The 21966-nt window shown below is 47.6% G+C and carries 19 protein-coding genes, 1 riboswitch and 1 other annotated feature; of the genes, 13 read left to right on the forward strand and 6 right to left on the reverse strand.

Annotated elements, in window-relative coordinates; translation table 11 throughout:
* Positions 1 to 18: 18 nt before the first annotated feature.
* Positions 19 to 1590, reverse strand: coding sequence for a phosphoenolpyruvate carboxykinase (ATP) (pckA, locus tag PJK55_RS00885; protein ID WP_271304510.1), 1572 nt, complete (start codon positions 1588 to 1590; stop codon positions 19 to 21).
* A 322-nt stretch (positions 1591 to 1912) separates the two neighbouring features.
* Positions 1913 to 2032: riboswitch (SAM riboswitch) on the forward strand.
* A gap of 132 nt (positions 2033 to 2164) precedes the next feature.
* On the opposite strand from pckA, the gene metK reads away from it, so the two are divergent.
* Positions 2165 to 3373, forward strand: a complete 1209-nt coding sequence (metK, locus tag PJK55_RS00890) for a methionine adenosyltransferase (protein WP_214782098.1) — start codon at positions 2165 to 2167, stop codon at positions 3371 to 3373.
* Positions 3374 to 3416: 43 nt separating this feature from the next.
* Here the strand turns inward: metK and PJK55_RS00895 are convergent, their stop codons facing one another.
* Positions 3417 to 3938 (reverse strand): hypothetical protein, encoded by a 522-nt coding sequence (locus tag PJK55_RS00895; RefSeq protein ID WP_271304511.1) that lies wholly within the window; start codon positions 3936 to 3938, stop codon positions 3417 to 3419.
* Between the two features lie 164 nt (positions 3939 to 4102).
* Here PJK55_RS00895 and PJK55_RS00900 point away from each other — a divergent pair, with 164 nt between their 5' ends.
* Together PJK55_RS00900 and PJK55_RS00905 are read left to right on the forward strand one after the other, a co-directional pair.
* Entirely contained in the window at positions 4103 to 4573 is a 471-nt protein-coding gene (locus PJK55_RS00900) for a GNAT family N-acetyltransferase (protein WP_271304512.1), read from the forward strand.
* Between the two features lie 88 nt (positions 4574 to 4661).
* A complete protein-coding gene (locus PJK55_RS00905) occupies positions 4662 to 5375 on the forward strand; it encodes an alpha/beta hydrolase (RefSeq protein ID WP_074033486.1) in 714 nt (237 codons plus the stop codon).
* Between the two features lie 30 nt (positions 5376 to 5405).
* On the opposite strand, the gene PJK55_RS00910 is transcribed toward PJK55_RS00905, so the two are convergent.
* Both PJK55_RS00910 and PJK55_RS00915 read right to left on the reverse strand, forming a co-directional pair.
* The gene (locus tag PJK55_RS00910; protein ID WP_271304513.1) at positions 5406 to 5978 is read right to left on the reverse strand and encodes a class I SAM-dependent methyltransferase; all 573 of its coding nucleotides are present in this window, start codon (positions 5976 to 5978) and stop codon (positions 5406 to 5408) included.
* The gene (locus PJK55_RS00915; RefSeq protein WP_271304514.1) at positions 5932 to 6906 is read right to left on the reverse strand and encodes a TIGR01212 family radical SAM protein; all 975 of its coding nucleotides are present in this window, start codon (positions 6904 to 6906) and stop codon (positions 5932 to 5934) included. The genes PJK55_RS00910 and PJK55_RS00915 overlap by 47 nt, the downstream gene beginning before the upstream one ends.
* A 179-nt stretch (positions 6907 to 7085) precedes the next feature.
* Between PJK55_RS00915 and PJK55_RS00920 the strand changes: the two genes are divergently transcribed.
* The 6 genes from PJK55_RS00920 to PJK55_RS00945 all read left to right on the forward strand — a co-directional run bounded on the left by PJK55_RS00920 (position 7086) and on the right by PJK55_RS00945 (position 14801).
* Positions 7086 to 8270, forward strand: a complete 1185-nt coding sequence (locus PJK55_RS00920; protein ID WP_271304515.1) for an MDR family MFS transporter — start codon at positions 7086 to 7088, stop codon at positions 8268 to 8270.
* Positions 8271 to 8399: 129 nt separating this feature from the next.
* Complete coding sequence (locus tag PJK55_RS00925) at positions 8400 to 9146, forward strand: bacteriorhodopsin-like (RefSeq protein ID WP_271304516.1); 747 nt, start codon at positions 8400 to 8402, stop codon at positions 9144 to 9146.
* 53 nt (positions 9147 to 9199) lie between these two features.
* Positions 9200 to 9415 (forward strand) — a binding site (T-box leader).
* 39 nt (positions 9416 to 9454) lie between these two features.
* Positions 9455 to 11860, forward strand: a complete 2406-nt coding sequence (gene leuS / locus PJK55_RS00930) for a leucine--tRNA ligase (protein ID WP_214693368.1) — start codon at positions 9455 to 9457, stop codon at positions 11858 to 11860.
* Positions 11861 to 11977: 117 nt separating this feature from the next.
* Positions 11978 to 13120 carry a hypothetical protein gene (locus PJK55_RS00935; RefSeq protein ID WP_271304517.1) on the forward strand — a complete coding sequence of 381 codons (1143 nt, stop codon included), beginning with the start codon at positions 11978 to 11980 and terminating at the stop codon, positions 13118 to 13120.
* 17 nt (positions 13121 to 13137) lie between these two features.
* Positions 13138 to 13650 (forward strand): hypothetical protein, encoded by a 513-nt coding sequence (locus PJK55_RS00940; protein WP_214693364.1) that lies wholly within the window; start codon positions 13138 to 13140, stop codon positions 13648 to 13650.
* Between the two features lie 158 nt (positions 13651 to 13808).
* On the forward strand, positions 13809 to 14801 hold the full coding sequence (locus tag PJK55_RS00945; RefSeq protein ID WP_271304518.1) for a DUF2268 domain-containing protein: 993 nt from the start codon (positions 13809 to 13811) through the stop codon (positions 14799 to 14801).
* A gap of 116 nt (positions 14802 to 14917) precedes the next feature.
* Here PJK55_RS00945 and PJK55_RS00950 read toward each other — a convergent pair whose 3' ends face one another.
* The gene (locus tag PJK55_RS00950; protein WP_271304519.1) at positions 14918 to 16183 is read right to left on the reverse strand and encodes an NAD(P)/FAD-dependent oxidoreductase; all 1266 of its coding nucleotides are present in this window, start codon (positions 16181 to 16183) and stop codon (positions 14918 to 14920) included.
* Positions 16184 to 16326: 143 nt separating this feature from the next.
* On the opposite strand from PJK55_RS00950, the gene PJK55_RS00955 reads away from it, so the two are divergent.
* Positions 16327 to 18024 (forward strand): putative polysaccharide biosynthesis protein, encoded by a 1698-nt coding sequence (locus PJK55_RS00955; RefSeq protein ID WP_271304520.1) that lies wholly within the window; start codon positions 16327 to 16329, stop codon positions 18022 to 18024.
* Positions 18024 to 18734, forward strand: a complete 711-nt coding sequence (locus PJK55_RS00960; protein WP_271304521.1) for a pseudouridine synthase — start codon at positions 18024 to 18026, stop codon at positions 18732 to 18734. The genes PJK55_RS00955 and PJK55_RS00960 overlap by 1 nt, the downstream gene beginning before the upstream one ends.
* A 98-nt stretch (positions 18735 to 18832) precedes the next feature.
* On the opposite strand, the gene PJK55_RS00965 is transcribed toward PJK55_RS00960, so the two are convergent.
* Positions 18833 to 19054: a DeoR family transcriptional regulator gene (locus tag PJK55_RS00965; RefSeq protein ID WP_074033475.1), complete on the reverse strand. Its 222-nt coding sequence runs from the start codon at positions 19052 to 19054 to the stop codon at positions 18833 to 18835.
* Positions 19055 to 19362: 308 nt separating this feature from the next.
* Between PJK55_RS00965 and pepV the strand changes: the two genes are divergently transcribed.
* Both pepV and PJK55_RS00975 read left to right on the forward strand, forming a co-directional pair.
* Complete coding sequence (gene pepV, locus PJK55_RS00970) at positions 19363 to 20751, forward strand: dipeptidase PepV (RefSeq protein ID WP_442899485.1); 1389 nt, start codon at positions 19363 to 19365, stop codon at positions 20749 to 20751.
* A 59-nt stretch (positions 20752 to 20810) separates the two neighbouring features.
* Positions 20811 to 21962, forward strand: coding sequence for an MFS transporter (locus tag PJK55_RS00975; protein WP_271304523.1), 1152 nt, complete (start codon positions 20811 to 20813; stop codon positions 21960 to 21962).
* The last annotated feature ends 4 nt before the right edge of the window (positions 21963 to 21966 follow it).

Below are 21966 nucleotides of genomic sequence, written 5' to 3' on the forward strand. Positions count from 1 at the left end.
CGAGTCAGTGTTTTTACGTTAGATGACGAGTGGTCCGGCTGCGATGACGGACTCACTTGCTTTCGTGAAGCGATTGAAGTTTTCTTTAAATTTCATGGCGAGTGCTTTTGCCTCTACATCATAACGAGCTGGATCGCTCCACGTATCTCGCGGATTGAGCACGTCGCTCGGTACACCATCGATGGCTACAGGAATCTCGACATTGAAAATGTCATGTTTCATCGTCTCCACATCACTGAGCTGGCCGTTGACGGCGGCATTGACCATCGCACGCGTATAGGCGAGTTTCATACGTGAACCTTCGCCGTATGCTCCACCTGTCCATCCCGTGTTGACGAGGTAGACATCCACATCGTGTTCTTCAATCAATTTACCGAGCATATCCGCATAACGCTCAGGGGCGAGCGGAAGGAACGGTGAACCGAAGCAAGTCGAGAACGTTGCTTGTGGTTCTGTGACACCACGCTCTGTACCAGCAAGCTTAGACGTATAACCAGACAAGAAGTGATACATCGCCTGTTCTTTCGTCAGTTTGCTGATCGGTGGCAAGACACCATACGCATCGGCCGTCAAGAAGACGATCGTATTTGGATGACCGGCACGTGATGGGAGCATCGCGTTGTCGATGAATTCGATTGGATATGCCGCACGCGTATTTTCAGTCAAGGAGATGTTCTTGTAGTCCGGCGTACGATCTTCATTCAATACGACGTTTTCAATCAATGAACCGAAACGGATTGCATCATAGATTTGTGGTTCGTTCTCACGCGACAGGTTGATCGTCTTCGCGTAGCAACCGCCTTCAATGTTGAAAACCCCATCCGGTGACCATCCATGCTCATCGTCTCCGATTAAGTGGCGCTGTGGGTCAGCTGAAAGAGTCGTCTTCCCAGTTCCCGACAATCCGAAGAAGAGTGCCGTTTCGTTTGCATCGTTGACGTTTGCCGAACAGTGCATCGATAAGACGTTTTGCTCAGGTAACAAGAAGTTCATGACGGAGAAGATTGATTTTTTAATTTCGCCACCGTATTCTGTTCCCCCGATCAGAATTGTGCGCTTGGCGAATGAAACGAGAATGAACGTCTCTGAGTTGGTGCCATCCACTGCAGGATCTGCTTTATAACTCGGTGCATAGATCACAGTGAACGGATCGAACGCACCTTTCGTTGGCCATTCACGTAAAAATAGCTGTTTTGCGAACAGACTATGCCATGCATATTCCGTGATGGCACGGACCGGTAACGTATAGTGCTCATCGGCACCAGCAGACGCTTCGAGGTAATAAAGTTTGTCTTTCTTTTCTAAATGGTTGAGTACTTTGTCGAGAAGTGCTGAAAACTTCTCTTCCGCGATCGGTTGGTTCACTTTTCCCCAATCGACAAGGTTGTTGCTGACTTCATCTTGTACGACGAATTTGTCTTTCGGTGACCGTCCGGTAAAAGCACCCGTGCTGACAGATAAAGCCCCGTCTTTTGTCAGTACACCTTCACCATTTTGGATGGCTTCTTCCACCAGTTCTGGAACCGTCAAGTTCCGTTTCATGTCGGCACCATTAATTAATTCTTCGATTTTCAGGAGCGTTGTCGCCATCCTGAATCCCACCTTTCCCCTAAATAGATGTGGATGAAATCCGCATACTTCCGCGATTACGATTAATCAGTATGACATTTTTAATTATATGTGACACACTAATTAAATACAAGCGTTTCTTCTCTCTAAGTAAGCGCTTTCTTACAAAGACAGTTTATCACATTCTCTTATCACAAGGTGTTAAAAAACAGAAACGAATTAAAAAAATGTTTGACGATTCACAAACAGAAATGTTTTGCAAGTCAGTGAAAACTTTAACGAATTCGTCCGATTCCCTTGACATAATCGAGCGTCATTTATATGATGGTTTTCGTAACGGATACTCTTATTCTGAGCGGTGGAGGGAACAAGGCCCTACGAAGCCCAGCAACCGTCCGACATGAAGTCTTGTGCGGAAAAGGTGCTATCCTGAAGCGAAGCCATTAGCTTCGAACGATAAGAGGGTAAGGAAGAACGATTCAACCTTTCCCCATGTATGTCATCGGGGGAGGTTTTTTTCATTACCGTCCCAAAGCAACGCGTAAGGGGAACGAGTACCGTCCACATATCACCCTTATTATAGGAGGTTTTTTGAATGTCAAAATTGAACCGTCGACTTTTTACTTCAGAGTCGGTTACTGAAGGACATCCAGATAAAATTTGTGATCAGATCTCTGACTCGATTTTGGATGCCATTTTAGCGGAAGACCCGAATGCCCGTGTTGCGGCAGAAACGTCTGTCACAACGGGTCTTGTACTCGTAGCTGGTGAAATCACAACGTCAACTTACGTGGATATCCCGAAAGTTGTCCGTGAAACAATTCGTGAAATCGGATACACACGTGCGAAATATGGTTTCGATGCAGAAACATGTGCAGTCTTGACGTCGATTGACGAGCAATCAGTAGACATCGCGCAAGGTGTTGACCAAGCTCTCGAAGCACGTGAAGGTCAGATGACTGAAGAGGAACTCGATGCAATCGGTGCTGGGGACCAAGGTCTCATGTTCGGATACGCGACAAACGAGACACCTGAACTCATGCCGCTCCCGATCTCGTTGGCTCACAAATTGTCACGTCGTCTTGCTGAAGTTCGTAAGAACGGTACGCTTGAATACCTCCGTCCGGATGGTAAGACTCAAGTAACGGTTGAGTACGATGAGGACAACAACCCTGTTCGCATCGATACAATCGTTATCTCGACACAACACGCAGAAGAGATCACGCTCGAGCAAATTCAAGAAGACTTGAAAAAGTATGTCATCGAAGCAGTCATCCCGGCTGAACTCATCGATGCTGAAACAAAATACTTCATCAACCCGACTGGTCGCTTCGTAATCGGTGGACCACAAGGAGATGCAGGTCTTACAGGACGTAAAATCATCGTCGATACGTACGGTGGATACGCACGTCACGGCGGTGGCGCATTCTCTGGTAAAGATCCTACAAAAGTTGACCGTTCAGCAGCATACGCAGCTCGTTATGTAGCGAAAAACATCGTTGCAGCAGGGCTTGCGGATAAAGCAGAAGTTCAACTCGCTTACGCGATTGGGGTAGCACATCCAGTATCAATCGCTGTCGATACGTTCGGCACTGGTAAATTGAGCGAAACAGAGCTCGTTGAACTCGTTCGTGAGAACTTCGACCTCCGTCCAGCAGGCATCATCAAGATGCTTGACCTTCGCCGTCCAATCTACAAGCAAACAGCAGCTTACGGTCACTTCGGTCGTACAGATATCGAACTCCCATGGGAGCAAACAGATAAAGCAGCAGTTCTTGAAGAAGGCGCGAAGCGTTTCGCGTAATCAACAAAAACGACCTTTCCGCGGAAAGGTCGTTTTTTTAGGTTCAAGTCGTTGGAGGTGTCTGTTTATTGTCATTCGATGACGAATCAGTTGAAGTGTTTTCTTGTCCAAGCGCGGTATCCTTCGCTTCGACGACTTTTTCACCGATGTCTTGTAAATCTGATTTGGCTTCTTGAGCCGTCTCGACGATTTTATTGACGTCTTCTTTGACCGTATCGACTTCTCCGACCACTTTTTCATATACGTTTTGGACGTCTGTTGAGACTTCCTGAATCTTGCCGGAAGCGGTCTTTACTTGTTCAATGACTTGAGATGCTTTCCCGGCTGGATCTTGTTTGACTTCGTTCACGATGCCTCCGACCGAAGATTTTGCATTCGTAAGCGATTGTTTCGTCTGCTCCCGATTCGAGGAGCTAAGTAAGGCGAGGAGACCACCGACGAGGGCACCGAGTAACATCCCGGTCACAACGCTGATTTTTGGACCCCCTGCATCCATTTGGTCGAATTGACGATTTGGATTCTCTGTTTGTTCGACTTTCGGGTCATGCTCTAATTTTGGTTCCATGTTGTTCCACTCCTTCATGTGATTGGCATTGATAGTGTTATACCCTAGTCGATTGCGGACATAACGTTTTCTTATGAATCGTCACGAAAAAGAAACGAATGGCAGGATAAAAACGTGACGATAGGGAATGATACAAATAGATTGGCCAAAAGGGGGAAGCTGTCATGAACATGAGGGAAGCAGTTCCAGAAGATGCAGCATTAATTCGAACGATTGCACTTGCGACGATTTCAGAGGATGATTTGAATCGTTTGAAAGCGATGGAGCGCGCTTATCGACAAGAAGAGATTGTGCGAGCGATCAGTTCGAGTGAAGAAGCACGAGAGCAATACTTTATCGTCGGCGAGTTCGAAGAAGATGTCATCGGATTTTGTCATGCCATCGATCGCGGTGACATGTGGGAGATGCTTCGTCTTTATCTTCATCCTGATTATCACCGGAACGGGTATGGGGCAGCCTTTTTAAACTATCTCCAATCGAAAAAAGAACAACCGATGGAAGTGTACGTTGAAAATTCAAATGACCAAGCGATTGCCTTCCTTTTGCATCAATCGTTTAAAGAAGTGAATCGGATCCAAGAAGAGGTATACGACCAACCGATGGAACTCATTCATTTACGATATCATCCGAGCTAAGCCTCCAGACGGATTTTCTTCAAACATCAGTTGCGGCTGATGTTTTTTTGATACAATACACATAGTCTATAAATGAGGTGACGGCAGCATGACATATGAAGAAGCACGAAAAGGGGTCATCGTCATCGTGTACCCGCTACAGTTCACGTCACGGATTAGTGAGAACTTTATTCGCCGACTCCAAGACGAGTACGAAGTAATTGTCGTCCGTGACCAATCGGTCGGATTGACGGCAGATGACCATAAACAGCTCATCAAGCGAGCGTTGCGTGAGGCAGGGGAATACAAACTACCAATCCATGTCGTGGCATTCAGTCTAGGGGCACTTTTCACGAACCGACTCTTGCAAGAGTACGATGTGCCGCTTGGAAGTTTGACGTATATCTCTCCTTTATTTGATTGGCATGCCACTCGTCAAATCGGAGGATTGAAACAAGTCGTCGCAAGTGCTGTCGACCGGTTCCGCCCAGACTTGCCGCTCGGGATGATGACATTCACCGGGGGAGGCGAGGAATCGTCACGCTTCGGTGAGATCACGTATGCGCAATATCGAGAGATTGAAGAAGAAATCGTGGAACATCAAGAAGAGAAGAAGCACTTACCACGACTTCCACTTGCTTGTTTCTATGCACCGGATGATCAATTTGCGGACGTGAAGTTGACGTTAAACGTCTGCCGAAAGATTGGTGGGGATCAAGTGTACATCCGTCGGTTGGAAGGATTCCCGCATTTTGGATATGAACGTTTGAACACCAAGTTTGCGGAGACATTGATGACATTTTATGAATTGATTCAAGAATGACAGAAGGCGACTCGAATGAGCCGCCTTTTCTTATGCGCGTTTTTCAATCGCCACGATGAATGGGGGATGATTGATTTGGTTGATGAAACCGTAGCGGAGGACGCCGGCCTGTTTTTGATCGAGCGACTCCACGTAATGAAGCACTTCATCCCGTTCGACTTTTCCGCTCTCATGCCCGTGATAAATGACGATGACGATGACGCCGCCGACGGTCATGATCTCTAATAATTGAGATAACGCGGCAATCGTCGTATTCCCGTGAGTCGTGATTGATTTATCGCTTCCTGGTAAATAACCTAAATTGAAGACGGCAGCGGAGATGGGGCGCGTCTCGTTCGCGACGACCGCTTGAACCGTGTCGTGACTGTCATGAATGACGGATACCCGTTCATCGAGACCGGCTTCCTGTATACGTGCGCGTGTGGACGCGACCGCTTCTGACTGGATATCAAATGCATACACATGACCCGTTTCGCCCACTGCATTCGCCAAAAACAGCGTATCGTGTCCGTTTCCGGCGGTCATGTCGATGGCGACATGACCTTCTTCAAGGTGGTCATGTAGTAATTGTTTTGCAAACGGTAGTACTCTCATTAATCCCATACATCTCATCCTTCTTTTTTCCTTGGAAAGAATCTCGTCGTTCCAATTCTGCACGGATCTTGTTTAACACCTGCATCTTGTGACGACTCCATAACGGACCAATCAATAAGTCAGGTGGGCCGTCCCCGGTCAAACGATGAACGATGACCTCGGGAGGTATACATTCGAGCTGATCACAGACGAGAGAGACATAGTCATCTTCCTCCATCAATTCGAGTAGGCCTTTTTCGTATTGACGGGCGAGCGGTGTATGTTTCAAGACGTGAAGTAAATGGATCTTGACTCCTTGTATGTCCATTTTAGCAACTTCTCGGGCTGTGTCGAGCATCATCTCTAGTGTCTCACCGGGTAAACCGTTGATGATATGAACACAGACACGGATGTTGTGGCGCCGAAGTTTTGCAAGACCGCTCAAAAATGTCTCGTAGTCATGTCCGCGATTGATTTTTTTCGCCGTCGTGTCATGGATGGTCTGAAGGCCGAGCTCCACCCAAAGCGACGTCCGTTCATTTAATTCTGCTAAATAGGCGACGACGTCCTCTGGCAAGCAGTCCGGACGTGTCGCAATCGAGAGACCGACGACGCCTTCCTCTCGGAGTGCAGGTTCATACAACTCACGTAATCGTTCGACCGGCGCGTACGTATTACTGAATGCTTGAAAATAAGCGATGTAGTTGGCGTTCTTCCACTTTCGGTGAAGACGGGCTTTCACTTCGGCAAACTGAACGGGAATCGGGTCGCAAGCATTTCCTGCAAAGTCACCACTTCCGTCGTCTGAACAGAACGTACATCCTCCCTTTGAGACGCGCCCGTCACGGTTCGGACAGGTGAATCCGCCATCGAGCGGGACTTTGAACACCTTTCCTCCATATTCTCGGCGATACGCCTCGTTCAACGTATGATATCGGTTTTGACCAAATGGATTCATTCAACATCTCTCCTTCCTTGCTCATGCTATCACAAATGAAAAATGACAAAACTTCATAATAAGTAATTTTTCTTGACACTTCTTTGGCATTCGTTTAGGTTTGATAAGGAAATCTTGTCGATTCGGCCATTTGTGCCGATTTTTTTTGATGTGAAAGAGGAATGAAAGGAGGACTTGGTGTGAACAATAAAATGCCAATTTCGGTATGGATTCTAGTCATTGCGATGGCGCTCAATACAACGGCGGCGTCTTTTTTATGGCCATTTAACACACTGTATATTCATGATTTTTTAGGTGAGTCGATGACACTTGCTGGGGTGGCACTTCTTGTGAACTCCGCACTCGCAATCGTCGGAAACTACATCGGAGGGACATTATTCGACCGAATCGGTGGAAAGATGACGCTCATGATTTCTGTCGGTTTGTTGCTTGCGAGCTCACTCGGATTTTTACTGTTCCACGCCACGTTCTTCGGCTATTTGGTGTGGCTCGGTATGATTGGGTTCTCAGGTGGACTCGTCTTTCCGACCGTTTACGCGTTTGCGGGACTCATCTGGCCAGAAGGTGGACGCCGTTCGTTTAACGCGATTTATGTTGCGCAAAACGTAGGTGTCGCACTCGGTACGGCCATGAGTGGTCAAATCGCGCGCTTGAACATCGAGTGGATCTTTTATGCGAACTTCTTCTTGTCAGTCTTATTTGTCGTGGTCCTCTTATTTGGACTTCGTTACTTGAAAAACCCGGCACGTCCGGTCGTTCAGTCGCAACTAGAGGCAGCAGCCACGACGCTCTCGAGCGCGACGATGAAGTCGATGTGGTATGTCGCCGTCGGTTACGCCGTGCTTTGGTTCGTTTACGTTCAGTGGCAAGGGACGATCGCCGTTCATTCGAAAGACCTTGGTGTCACGATCAGCCAATATTCACTGCTTTGGACGGTGAACGGGGCGATGATCGTATTTGCACAGCCGTTACTCAACCGTGTCTTGCGACAATTTGAGGATGACTTAAAACGTCAACTGATTATCGGGGCCTCTATTTTCCTCGGTGCCTTCTTGATTGTGCCGTTCGCTGGTGGATTTGGCATGTTCATGGTCGCGATGGTCGTCATGACAATCGGGGAAATGTTCGTCTGGCCAGCAGTCCCGACGATTGCAGCAAAACTTGCCCCTCCTGGTAAGGCGGGACAGTATCAAGGGCTCGTCAATATCGCAGCGTCTGTCGGACGAATGATTGGACCGACATTCTCGGGCTTATTATTCGATGCGTTCGGAATGAATGCAGTATTCACGTTGATTATTTTGCTAATCATTACGGCTAATATTGTCTTTTTACGTATTCGTTCATTAAATGTTCAAAGTTCGTGACATTTCGCATATTCTCTACAGATTTAAACCTTCGTCTTAATGACTTTCGTAGATAAAATTTAGGTGAAGGATCCTTTCAACCACATATGTTTGTTGTCGGTCAGCTCTGAAGTAAAGGGGATGGGCATGATGAACGAGGAAGTCAATTTGCTCGTATTGGCAACGCAGTATATGTTTTGGGTTGGTTTTGTAGGAATGGCGGCAGCGACATTGTATTTTCTAGTTGAACGGAGCAGTCTCGATCCCGAATACCGTTCGGTCGCGACCGTGGCGGCACTTGTTACGTTTGTAGCAGCGATTCATTATTACTTTATGAAAGACGCGGTCGGAGATTCAGGGTTACTGTCGGAAATCACAGGGTTTCCGACGGAGATTCGGTATATCGATTGGCTCGTGACGACACCGTTATTGTTAATTAAGTTCCCGCTGCTCCTCAGCCTACAAGGGAAGATGAAAACTGGATTATTAACGAAGTTGATTATCGCAGATATCATCATGATTGTAGCTGGGTATCTCGGTGAGTCATCAATTAACTTGAACGGTGGCTTTACGCAACTTGGACTTTGGGGATATCTTGTCGGTTGTATCGCTTGGATTTATATTATTTACTTGCTCTTCACGAATGTCACGAAGGCGGCTGAGTCTTCACCTCCACCTATTCGAAAAGCATTGCTCAACATGCGTCTCTTCATTTTGATTGGATGGGCGATTTACCCAATTGGCTATGCTGTGACGTTGTTCGCTACAGGGATCGAAATTCAACTCGTGCGCGAATTGATATACAACGTGGCGGATTTAATCAATAAAGTAGGATTTGGGTTGATTGCGTTCTTCGCTGTTAAAACCATTTCGACGCAGAAACAAGTCAAAGCTTGAAAACTTCAAGTTGACGTTGAATTTCAGAATGGGCTAAAATAGACTACGATGAATAGCAAGCGATGAAGAGGATTAGTAGCGAATGTTCCGTTTCAAAGAGAGTCGATGGTTGGTGTGAATCGATAAATGGAGGTCGTGAACTCGCCTTGGAGCTGTTTTCCTGAACCGAGTAGGGAAAACCGGGGTTACGTCTCGTTATCGGCGTCTCAAGTGGCAGCAATGCAACATGGGTGGTACCGCGGAGAGCTTTCAAGCCTTTCGTCCCATTTTCGGGGACGGAAGGCTTTTTATTATGCAGAGGAGGAAGAATGTTGAGCTATTTTAAACATCAAGAAATCGAGCCGAAATGGCAAAAGCGTTGGGAAGAGAAAGACGCATTTAAAACGACAGAAGACCCGGAGAAGGATTGTTTCTACGTCCTTGATATGTTCCCATACCCATCAGGTGCCGGCCTTCACGTTGGTCACCCGGAAGGTTACACGGCGACGGATATCATCGCTCGTATGAAGCGGATGCAAGGATATAACGTCCTTCACCCAATCGGTTGGGATGCGTTCGGTCTTCCTGCGGAGCAGTACGCACTCGACACAGGGAATGATCCACGCGAATTCACAGCACGTAACATCGAGACGTTCCGCCGTCAGTTGAAGGAACTCGGTTTTTCGTATGACTGGGCTCGTGAAATCAGTACGACAGACCCGAAATATTATAAATGGACACAATGGATCTTCACGCAACTCTTTGAGCGTGACCTCGCATACGTCGATGAAGTGGCCGTCAACTGGTGTCCGGCACTCGGTACGGTCCTTGCGAACGAAGAAGTCATCGACGGCTTGTCAGAGCGTGGGAACCACCCGGTATACCGCGTCCCGATGAAACAGTGGGTGCTTCGCATCACAGAATACGCGGAGCGTTTGCTTGAAGACTTGGAAGGTCTTGACTGGCCAGAGAGCGTCAAAGAGATGCAACGCAACTGGATCGGGAAATCGGTCGGTGCCGAGGTCGACTTCAAGGTCGACGGTCACGACAAGATTGTCACGGTCTTCACGACACGTCCGGATACGCTTCACGGAGCGACTTATGTGACGCTCGCACCGGAGCATCCGTTCACGAAAGTGATCACGACGCCTGAACAATCAACGGCAGTGGAAGCATATATCGAGGAAGTGTCGAAGAAGACGGACCTCGAGCGTACAGACCTTGCGAAAGAGAAGACAGGTGTGTTCACGGGCGCTTATGCGATCAACCCGGTAAACGGTGAGAAACTTCCGATTTGGACAGCAGACTATGTCCTCTCGACATACGGGACAGGTGCAGTCATGGCCGTTCCTGGACACGATGAGCGTGATTATGAGTTTGCGAAAACGTTCGACCTCCCAATCCGTGAAGTCGTCAAAGGTGGAAACTTGGAAGAGGCGGCTTATGTCGAAGACGGGGAGCACGTCAACTCAGGTAGCTTGAACGGACTCAATAAAGCCGATGCGATCAAGACGATTATTGAAGAACTTGAAGCTGCGGGTACGGGTCGTGCGAAGACGACATACCGTCTTCGTGACTGGTTGTTCAGCCGTCAACGTTACTGGGGAGAGCCGATTCCGGTCGTCCACATGGAAGACGGAACGATGAAGACGGTACCGGTCGAAGAGCTTCCGCTCGAACTTCCAATCATCGATGAAATCAAACCATCTGGTACAGGTGAGTCGCCACTCGCGAACGCAGAAGAGTGGTTGACGTACACAGATCCTGTCACGGGGGAAAAAGGTCGTCGCGAGACGAACACGATGCCACAATGGGCAGGTAGCTGCTGGTACTACATCCGTTACATCGATCCAGATAACGAAGAAATGATTGCGGACCCTGAAAAACTCAAGCGTTGGCTTCCAGTCGACTTGTATATCGGTGGTACGGAACATGCCGTTCTTCACTTGCTCTATGCACGTTTCTGGCATAAAGTCCTTTACGATATCGGTGTCGTCCCGACGAACGAGCCGTTCCAAAAATTGTACAACCAAGGGATGATCCTCGGTGAGAACAACGAGAAGATGTCGAAATCTCGTGGGAACGTCGTCAACCCAGATGATATCGTGAAGTCACACGGGGCGGATACACTCCGTCTTTATGAAATGTTCATGGGCCCACTTGACGCGGCAATCGCATGGTCAACGAATGGTCTTGACGGGGCACGTCGCTTCCTCGACCGCGTATGGCGTTTGTTCGATCAAACGAACTTTGCGGACGTGGCACCGACTGCCGACTTTGAACGTACGTATCATCAGACGGTGAAAAAAGTCACTGAAGACTATGAAGCACTTCGCTTCAACACAGCAATCTCTCAGTTGATGGTCTTCGTCAATGAAGCGAACAAACAAGAGACGTTGCCGAAATCGCAAATGGTCGACTTCATCAAGATGCTCTCACCAGTCGCTCCGCACTTGTCTGAAGAGTTGTGGGAGAAGATGGGCATGACGGAAGAGTTGACGTATGCGGCTTGGCCGACGTACGATGAGTCAAAACTTGTGAGTGACACGATTGAAGTCGTCATCCAGGTGAACGGGAAACTCCGTGCGAAAATGCACGTTTCGCGTGACGCATCAAAAGAAGCGCTTGAAGCGGAGGCACTCGGCAACGAGCGTGTCCAAGAGTTCACAGAAGGCAAGACGGTTCGTAAAGTTATTGTCGTTCCTGGAAAACTCGTCAATATTGTAGTTGGGTAATCGAAAGAATGTGTGACATTGTCGCACATTCTTTTCTTTTTGGTGAGGTCATTTTCTTTTACGGTCGGTTTTGATACACTAAAGGGCGATACTGAAGTAGAAGGGGACGACATGTCCATGAAACGTTCTTATGTGCTATACACGACACTATGTGCTGTCGTGGTCGGCGTGATCCTTTGCTATGTCTTTGTCTTCTCTGATGAAGAGATTCAGCGGCAGGTCGCCTCGACATTTGAAAAAATCGACATTCAAACGAGTCATCAAACGGCATCCCTCCCACCTGTGGAGGCAGCACAAGATGACGAAGATATTGATACGACCGATGCGCTCGAGCAAATCAACCAGATCGATGAAGTGTACTATAGCGATACGATCGGGGCCTATCTCGTGCTTACCGAGCAGGCTGAGTTTTTCGAAGTGAGCGGGAACGGCACACGCGTCAACTCAGTGCTTCAACTCGAAAATACGGGACAGGCGCGTCTCGATGACTTTATCGGGATGCGGATGGTCGAAGAGAACCTCGTATATGCGGTGACAGCAAACGGGACGCTCATTACAATCGAGCGAGAAGAAGGACGCTGGATCGAGAGACCACGTAAACAAATCAAAGGTCTCGTATCGGAAGACCGAATCTTTGGTCTCGGCTATGACCGAGAATCGAATCGTCTCTTCATGATGAATCGATTAGCAGACACGCCGGACCTTGAGCTCCTCTATATTGAAGAGCGTGAAATTGAACCGGAAGCGCCTGCAGAAAACGAGTCAGAAGAATCGACAGAATCTGATGATAATGTTGAAGGTACTGAAGAATCAACAGAAGAAACGACAACAGAAGAAACGACAACAGAAAACGTTTCGACAAGTGACGGTGTCTCTAGTGAGACGGCCGTTGCGGAAGAAGAGACACCTGAGAATGAGCAGGATGCGCCAGAAGAGGCAGTCGAGGAAAAAGAACCGGAAACGGAATGGATGCTCGATTCGCGTCAAGCGTTATCGGCTGACGGGATGAGCGCTTCGATCCAGCAAAAGTTTGAGCGATTCGAGGGCGTCGGGCTTGTCGAACGACAAGGCCGGATATACGTGCTCGACTCAGAAGAGCTCGTCCTCTATACAGTCAATCCGGAAGAAGGTACCATCAACGGTCAGATGGTGACACCTCGCGTGTATGACTCGACCGGCATGTTTTTACAAGACAATGAAATCTTTGCAATCGTCCACCCGGAAGTATTCGATTTGGATGCATTCGTCTCCGTGGACTAACAATGGGGGAAGAACAGATGAGCAAACGTTACTTTTTTGAAGAAGTGAAACAATTCCATGAGACTTTCGGACATCCAGGAGCAAAATCTCCTCAACCGTTGACACTTGATCGTGCGACAAAACGATCGGTTTGGACGGCAGAGGAAGCGGTCGTTGAATTTTTACACCAATCGTCACAGACAGAAGAAGAGTTCTTACAGGCGATCGAGCAATTCCAAGAAGGATTCCAAAAAGCGGTCCAAAAATCATTACAAGACGCACCACCGTCAGATGATGTGGAACGCCTCGTCGGTCAAGGGGATGCGTTAACGGATGCGTTATATTTTGTGATGGGAAGTTTCGTTGAACTAGGACTTGATCCCGTTCCGTTGTTTGAAATCGTCCAGCGTGCCAACATGGCGAAGCTTGGACCGGACGGAAAACCGATTTTACGCGAGTCGGACAATAAAGTCATGAAACCTGAAGGATGGATGCCTCCGGAGCCGGAGCTCGAAAAAGAAGTGCGTCGTCAAATTGCAGGGAAAGAATAATCACAAACGGCTTGAGCCCTCATTAGAGTGGGTTCGAGTCGTTTTTCGTTGTGATGGTCGTGATGACATCGTGGAATTAGATGGGATCATAAAGGTTACGAGAGTAATTTATGGTATAATTTAACATAAGTAACGAATAAGAAGTATTATTTATAGAGATGGAGGTCATTCAGCTGAAAAAGTTATTCGGTATTCTATGTTGTAGTTCAGTACTCCTGTTAGCATCATGTATTGATGATGAAAAAACGTCAGAATCTAAAGCGTCTGAGCCTGACGTTTCAATCGAAACGATAAAAATCAACGAAGAGAATGAATTGACAATCGTGCCACTCTACACCCAATACCAGCAATATTTGAACGCATCCCTTGAATCAACCGATTCGGAGGAGAACAAACAAAACTTCAAAAAATACGTACTAGATTACATAGGAGAGGTCGGAGAGGAAGAAAAGATCGATACATCCCTCATCAAAACAAATTTTTTACTAAAGCCGACTCCTCATAAGCAACAATTGCTGAAGCAGTTGGACGCATTAATCGAGCAGCATGACGAGATTAATGAGATTATTGCATCAACATATATCGATTCAAATCAAATCCTTCCTAAAAAGAAGGGTATGGTGTTTGTTGCCCCTTACAATCCTGAATTCTTCTACGATAGTGAAGCGTTGGAAGGTGTGGCCGGCCAAGCCTATAATGATACCTTCATCTTGTTTCTCGATACAGATTTTGACAAAGGTGTGCTAGCCCATTCGACGGCTCATGAGTATCATCATCTGATTCTTTATGATCAACCTGAGTTCCGTCTTAATACAATTCTTGATTCTGTCATCATTGAAGGGAAAGCCGATACGTTTGCCGACCGCATTGTCAAAGGGGTAACGCCACCATGGTATGTACCAATCGATGATGCGACCATGGAACATATCGCGAGCCGAGTGAATGATTATGAAACGTCCCACACAGATTTTGTAGTCGGTAATTATCAAAAGGATATGCCACGTTGGAGTAACTATATTCTAGGGAGGGATGTGCTCCATGACTATTTGACGGCGCACCCAGAGCTGTCGATTCCCGAATGGACGTTCAAAGAAGGTCATGAAATTTTAGAAGGATACAAATATCGAGATGTGATGGAATTGGAAAATTAAGTGAAAAAGAATGTTAAAAGGCTTGACCCTGAATGAGACAGGATTAAGCCTTTTGATTGTGCATATATGCTTTAGTGATCGCGATAGAACGCAGACGATGCGTTGGGCCGAACCCTTTACCGCTCTGTCGCAAGTTCAGCTGCGTGCGATCCGGCGCAATGTCCTGTCGTGAAAGCAGCCGTGATGTTGTAGCCACCTGTGTATCCATGAATGTCGAGTACTTCACCGGCAAAGAAGAGACCTGGTGCCTTCTTCGACATCATTGTCTGCGGCGCTACCTCTTTGACAGAAACACCACCGCCCGTGACGAACGCCTTATCAAAGTCGAGTGTCCCGACGGCGTGCATCTCGAACATTTTCAAGCGCGTTGCGAAATCAATGACGGATTGCTTCTTCAACTGACTGGCGTCTTCTTCTCCAAATGCGAGCTCTTCTAACAACAAGTCAAGAAGTCGCTCGGGGATATAGCCTTTCCATACGTTTTTAACGGCACGCTTCGGTTGGCTCTGTACTTGGTTCCACAGTTCCTGGACGAGCGCATCTCGTGTCGTGTCCGGGAAGAAGTCGAGTGACAAAAGGACGACTTGTTCTTTGCTGCGCTTCCGTTCTTTAATCGTATACTGACTGCAACGGAGTGCGATTGGACCTGAGATCCCGAAATGGGTAAAGATCATGTCGCCTTGGTGCGTCTTGATGGCTTTCCCCTTTTTGCCGTGTACCGTCAACGCGACGTCACGTAATGATAATCCTTGAAGTTGTTTCGTTCCGATGAACGAATCGTTCAACTTGATCGGTACTTCTGTCGGGAATAGTTCCGTAATCGTATGCCCGGCTTTTTGTGCCCACGGATAACCGTCACCCGTCGAACCGGTGTGGGGGACGGATTGTCCACCGACCGCGACGACACATGCTTTCGCTTCAATCATTTCACCGTCCATCAACTCGACCGCGTGAAACTCGTTTTCTTCATTAAAATGAAGCGTTTTGACTTCTGCTTTTTTTCGAATCTCGACACCGAGGTCTTCAATGGCACGAAGTAACGTGTTGACCACGTCTTGTGCCTTGTCCGTCACAGGAAACATGCGCCCGTTATCCTCTTCTTTCAGTGGGATGCCGAATCCTGTAAAGAGGTCGATAATCGATTGGTTGTCGAACTGGGCGAGGGCGCTATATAAGAAGCGGCCGTTCCCAGGGATGAACTGAATCAATTCATCGATTGGTTTTCGGTTCGTAACGTTACAACGCCCCCCACCTGAAATCGCTAATTTTCGCCCGAGTTTAGACCCTTTATCGATCAACAAGGTCGATGCGCCGCTCTTTGCAGCCGCATACGTTGCCATAAGTCCGCTTGGACCTCCGCCGATGACGATGACATCTTTCATGTAAAATCTCCTCATTTCTTCATCTATATGATTAGTAAAATTATCGTAACTTTATTATCCGTAACAGTAAGAGTATAATGAGAAGCGGTTGTTTTGTAAAACTGAATTCATATGAACAGTTGATTTATAGATGGAGGTGCCTCATGTCATCAAGCGCCAAACAAGATTCTGGAAGAGCCTCCTTCGTCAAAGGAACGCTTCTTTTATCGGCGGGAAACTTGATTTCTCGGATGTTAGGGCTGTTGTACACATTCCCGTTCCAAGCGATGGTCGGGATTGCCGGAGTGACGTTGTATCAAGCGGCTTATACGTATTACGCAATCATGATCTCCATATCGACGGCAGGGATTCCTGTTGCCGTCTCGAAATTTATCGCCAAATATAATGCGCTAGGGGAATACGGAACGAGTCAACGATTGTTCCGACAAGGAATGAAGCTGATGCTTGCGACCGGTGTCGTCGCTTTTTTATTACTCTTTTTTGCGGCACCATGGCTGTCCGAGCTGATGGTCCGAAATTCGGAGAACAATCAGCAATACATTGACTCGCTCACACTCGTGACGAGAAGCGTCAGTTTTGCGTTACTACTCATCCCAGCGATGAGTATGGTTCGTGGTTATTTCCAAGGACATCAAGACATGGCTCCGACGGCAATCTCACAAGTCATCGAACAGATTGTGCGCATTCTATTCCTTCTCAGCGGGACGATGCTCGTCTTGTTCGTCTTTGCGGACTCTGATTTCATTCGACCAATCGCAAACGCTCTTGGGGGAACGCAATCCGTCGAGACGACTGAACTGAATGGATTGAAAGTCATTGCCGTCACGATTGCGACGTTCAGTGCTTTTGTCGGGGCAATCGGTAGTTTCGTCGTACTCATGATGTACTGGAAGCGTCGAAAAGATATCCATCGTCAGACGGATAATCCAGCTGGCACACCTGTCCGTTCGATGAAGTCGTTGTTACTCGAGTTGCTCAGCTACTCAATCCCAATCGTGATGGTCGGGGTATCGACCCCTCTCTATCAGCTGATTGATCAGTTGACGATGGTCAATACGTTACTCAGTTCGGGTGCGACCGTATCCGAAGCGACTTCAGCTTATGGATTTTTAACTGGAAACGCACATAAAATTGTATTGATCCCCGTGTCGATTGCGGCGAGTGTCTCGATGGCGACCATCCCGCTCGTGACCCGTTCCTTCACGACAGGAGATATGCTGAAGGTACGAAATCAAGTCAATCATATTTTCCAAGTCTCGTTCTTCGTGACAATTCCTGCTGTCATCGGTCTCGTGGCTCTCGCGGAGCCGCTGTTTGGGACGTTGTTCCCGGGAGACCGTGAAGGATGGGTGTATTTACTTCATTATGCACCGAGTGCTTTCTTCTTAGCCTATTACTCAGTTGCGGCTGCGATCCTCCAAGGGATTAACCGTCAGTACTTCACCATCTTTGCTACATCGATGGGTCTGTTGGCGAAACTCGCCCTGAACGTACCGTTCGTCTATTGGCTCGGTGGTATCGGTGCGGGTTATGCGACGATTGCGGGATACATCGTGGCGATCGTGCTCATGGTATGGATGATTCAGCGGTCTCTACATTTCCCATACAAGCAGTTGCTTCGTCGGACCATCTTGATGTTCTTGATGGGGGCGGCGATGTTTGCGGCTGTTTACCTTTCTCTTCTCGTCACGTTGCAAGAAGAAGCGAGTTGGGGAAATGACATCTTTGCGACAATCGTCGGTGTCATTGTCGGGATTCTCGTATACGGATATCTCGGCTGGCGCAGCCATCTTGCAGGGAAATTATTAGGGAAACGCTTTGAATATCGGAGGAACGGATAATGCGAATTGATAAATTACTATCGAACATGGGATATGGGTCACGAAAAGATGTAAAAATCTTATTAAAACAAGGGGCAGTACGAGTCGATGATGTGCCTGTAAAAGATGCGAAACGGCACGTCAATCCTGAATCAGAGCGGGTCACCGTTTTTGGGGAAGTCGTTGAATATCGTCCATTCATCTATTTCATGATGAACAAGCCTGAAGGGGTCATCAGTGCGACGGAAGATCAAGTCGAGACGACAGTCATCGAGTTAATTGATCCGGAGTATGCCCATTACGACCTTTTCCCGGTCGGACGTCTCGACAAAGATACGACAGGCCTTCTCCTCATTACAAACGATGGTGCGTTCAACCATGCGCTCATGTCACCACGTAAACATGTCGACAAGGTGTATATCGCCGAAGTCGATGGGGAGATGACCGTGGACGACATCAAGGCGTTTGCAAACGGCGTCGAATTAGAGGATGGATATACGACGAAGCCGGCCCGACTCGAGATTTTGAGTCGGAGCGGGCGTCGCTCTGTCATCCGTCTCACATTGTCTGAGGGGAAATATCACCAAGTGAAACGAATGGTCGCGGCGGTAGGCAAACACGTCGAGCGATTAGAGCGTGTTCAAATCGGGGAGCTAGAACTCGATGAGACGCTTGAGCTCGGGGCATATCGTGAGTTGACGGAAGAAGAAGTTCAATTGTTTCTTCAATAATTAAAGAGGTGAGAGGGAATTTGTCCAATTGGGCGGATTCTCTTTTTTAATCAAAAAAGAGACCTGAATGTCAGGTCTCTTGAATCTACATATACGTTTCAATTTGCCGTCTTGAGTGAACGTTTCGATGAAGTCCACGTGCCACGGCTAGGGCTCTCCACAAGATTATTGTACTCAAGTACGTTCAAATCACGTTGCACAGTGCGCGACGTGATGCCGAACTCTTCTACTAGTTCTGAAGTGGTAACTGTCTCCCTTTCATTGATGAACAAATAAATGGACTTGATGCGCGTTAACATCCGATCTGTTGAGCCTTTCATTGGATAACCTCCCAATGTGTAGAATAATGATAAACCATACCTACAGACGACAAAATGAAATATAAAATTGTTATTTTCTAAAATTACACCTTTAGTATACCGCTCCTGTACAAAAATGCAAGCAGAAAGCACGAACAATCTGTTTGTAAAGATTTGATTATGAACGTAAATATCGAATGAAGATTGTTTTTTTGTATTTAAAATGAGGTCAAACACGAACGAAAAAAACTTTTCTAAATGAATGTTCGTCTTTCATTCATTTGGATATACTAGTAAGGGAGAGAACATTCGCAAAAGGGGAGATGAACATGAATTGGAGACAAGAAGTCGACAATCGTAAAGATGCATTTTTAGAAGATTTAAAAGGATTATTACAAATCCCTAGCGTGCTTGATGAATCAAAAGCCGCGCCGAACATGCCATTCGGGCCAGATGTTCGAAAAGCGCTCGACTACATGTTTGAACTCGGTGAGCGAGATGGCTTTAAAACGAAGGACGTCGGTGGATATGCAGGACACTTGGAGTATGGGGATGGTGAGGACATCGTCGGGATTTTATGTCACCTTGATGTCGTTCCTGCTGGTGAAGGATGGACATATGGTGCGTTCAATCCGACGATTACATCGGACGGAAAAATCGTCGCTCGCGGAAGTAATGATGACAAAGGACCATCGATGGCTGCTTACTACGGTTTACGTATCGTTAAAGAACTCGGATTACCGCTCTCGAAGCGTGTCCGCCTGATCGCAGGTTGTGACGAGGAGAGCGAGTGGCGCTGTGTCCGCGAATACTTTAAACAAGAACAGATGCCGACATACGGCTTTGCACCAGACGCGGACTTCCCAATCATTAACGCAGAGAAAGGGCTATATGACGGTGTATTGACACAACTTCCGATTCAACGCGCACCAGAGTCGGCGTATCACCTTCTCTCATTCACGAGTGGAGAGCGTCCGAACATGGTGCCGGACTTCGCGAAAGCTGAATTGAAAACAGACGAGGTACTCGAAGAAAAGTTCGAGGCTTATCTTGAAAAGTATGAAGCGGACGGGACATGCGTTTATGACCGTGGCACATATACGTTCACGATGAAAGGGAAAGCGGCGCACGCAATGGAGCCGGACAACGGGATCAATGCCGCCTACGTCCTCGCTGGATTCTTGTTGCACCTTCCTCTCGATATTCAAGGGGAGCGCTATATTGAACTCGTTCGTCATGTGTTTGCCGATTCTCGCGGGATTTCACTCGGGATTGAGGCGAGTGACGAGACAGGTGATTTGACGATCAACGGTGGTGTGTTCCGCTATCACGAAGATGAGCGCACGGCTACGGTTAACATTCGCTACCCTTATACGGCGAAGTTTGAAGAGCGGTTGCAAAACCTACGTGAAATCGCGTTGTCGCTCGGTTTCGAATTGAAGACGCGTCAACATATGCCACCGCATCACGTGGCTGAAGATCATCCGCTCGTGAAGACGCTCGCTAATGTGTACGAACGTCAGACGGGGGAGCATGCGAACTTGATGGCAATCGGTGGGGGAACTTACGCCCGTTCACTCGAGGCGGGGGTCGCATTCGGTGCATTGTTCCCAGGCGCTAAAGATGTAGCGCATCAGGTCGATGAATATATGGAGATAGAAGATTTATTACGCGCAGCAGCGATTTATGCTGAAGCGATTTACGAGCTCGCTAAATAAGAACTATGGAGAGCTGACTGATGTAGTCGGCTCTCTGTCCTTTAGGAAGGAAGTTATCATTGAATTCGCAAAAAAGATTGTTTCAATCTGTGTACGTCGCCATTTTCTTCGCACAAGGGGCATTGATTCCTTATATGGCTTTATATTTTTCACAAGATCAATTTGGATTGAGTCCTAGTCAGGTCGGGAATATCGTGGCTATTCTGCCCATTCTTTCGATTGGGGTACAACCACTCTGGGGAATGTTGACCGATCGCACAGGTAGGGTTCGGGCATGGCTCATTTTAGCGATGTTAAGTGCTGCGATCATTTCGTTCACCTTTTTAGTGGCGACTTCTTACGTATGGATCGTGGTGCTCATGGTCATCTGGTCGGTGTTCCAATGCGCGCACATCCCTCTCGTTGATATGATGACACTCGACTATACGGTCCGTTCCAAAGTAGACTACGGTGCAATTCGTCTATATGGATCGGTTGGTTTCGCCATCGCGGTATTTGCGATGGGACGGATTTCCGATTCGACGTGGGGCCTTGCTAGTACGTTCGTAGTAAGTGCCATACTGCTTATTCTCGGAAGTGTGTTCGTCCGAATGATTCCGGAAAAGAGCTCGATTCGAGACGTCACGTTAGCTCCGATTTCATGGACAGCTGTATGGAATAAGACCTTCTTATTCTTTCTGCTCGGGGGCATGCTCGTCTTTGGACCAATTTATGCGAACAACTACTATTTTGGATTGTACGTGACAAGTAGCGGGGGATCGACGACGCTCGTCGGAACACTATTCCTCGTCGCGGTCTTGTTTGAAATTCCCTTCATGAAAGTGGCATCACAGTTGGTAGAACGCTTCGGCAGCGTGCCGGTACTCGTCGGGGCGGCAGCCATATCGGCTATGCGAAATGGAATCCTTGCATTAGAGCCACCCATTTGGGTCGTTTGGTTGCTAGCAATCGCACAAGGTCTCGTCGTCGGACTTTTAATTCCGGTCGCGCTTCAGTTCGTCCGGAAACTTGTCGACCGTCAAGTCTCTTCAACGGCAATCGGTGTTTACATGGCGTTGACTTCAGGACTCGCGACAGCGGGATTCAACAAGTTGAGTGGTACAATCATCGAACTCGATGACATCATCGGCGTATTTTGGATGTATACGATCGTCACGGCAATCGGGGCAGTGATTTGGATTGGACTGTCACGTCGCGCACTGAAAGGATGAATCA

Origin of the sequence: Exiguobacterium sp. MMG028 (assembly GCF_027947425.1) — a bacterium.
Lineage (GTDB): Bacteria > Bacillota > Bacilli > Exiguobacteriales > Exiguobacteriaceae > Exiguobacterium > Exiguobacterium aestuarii_A.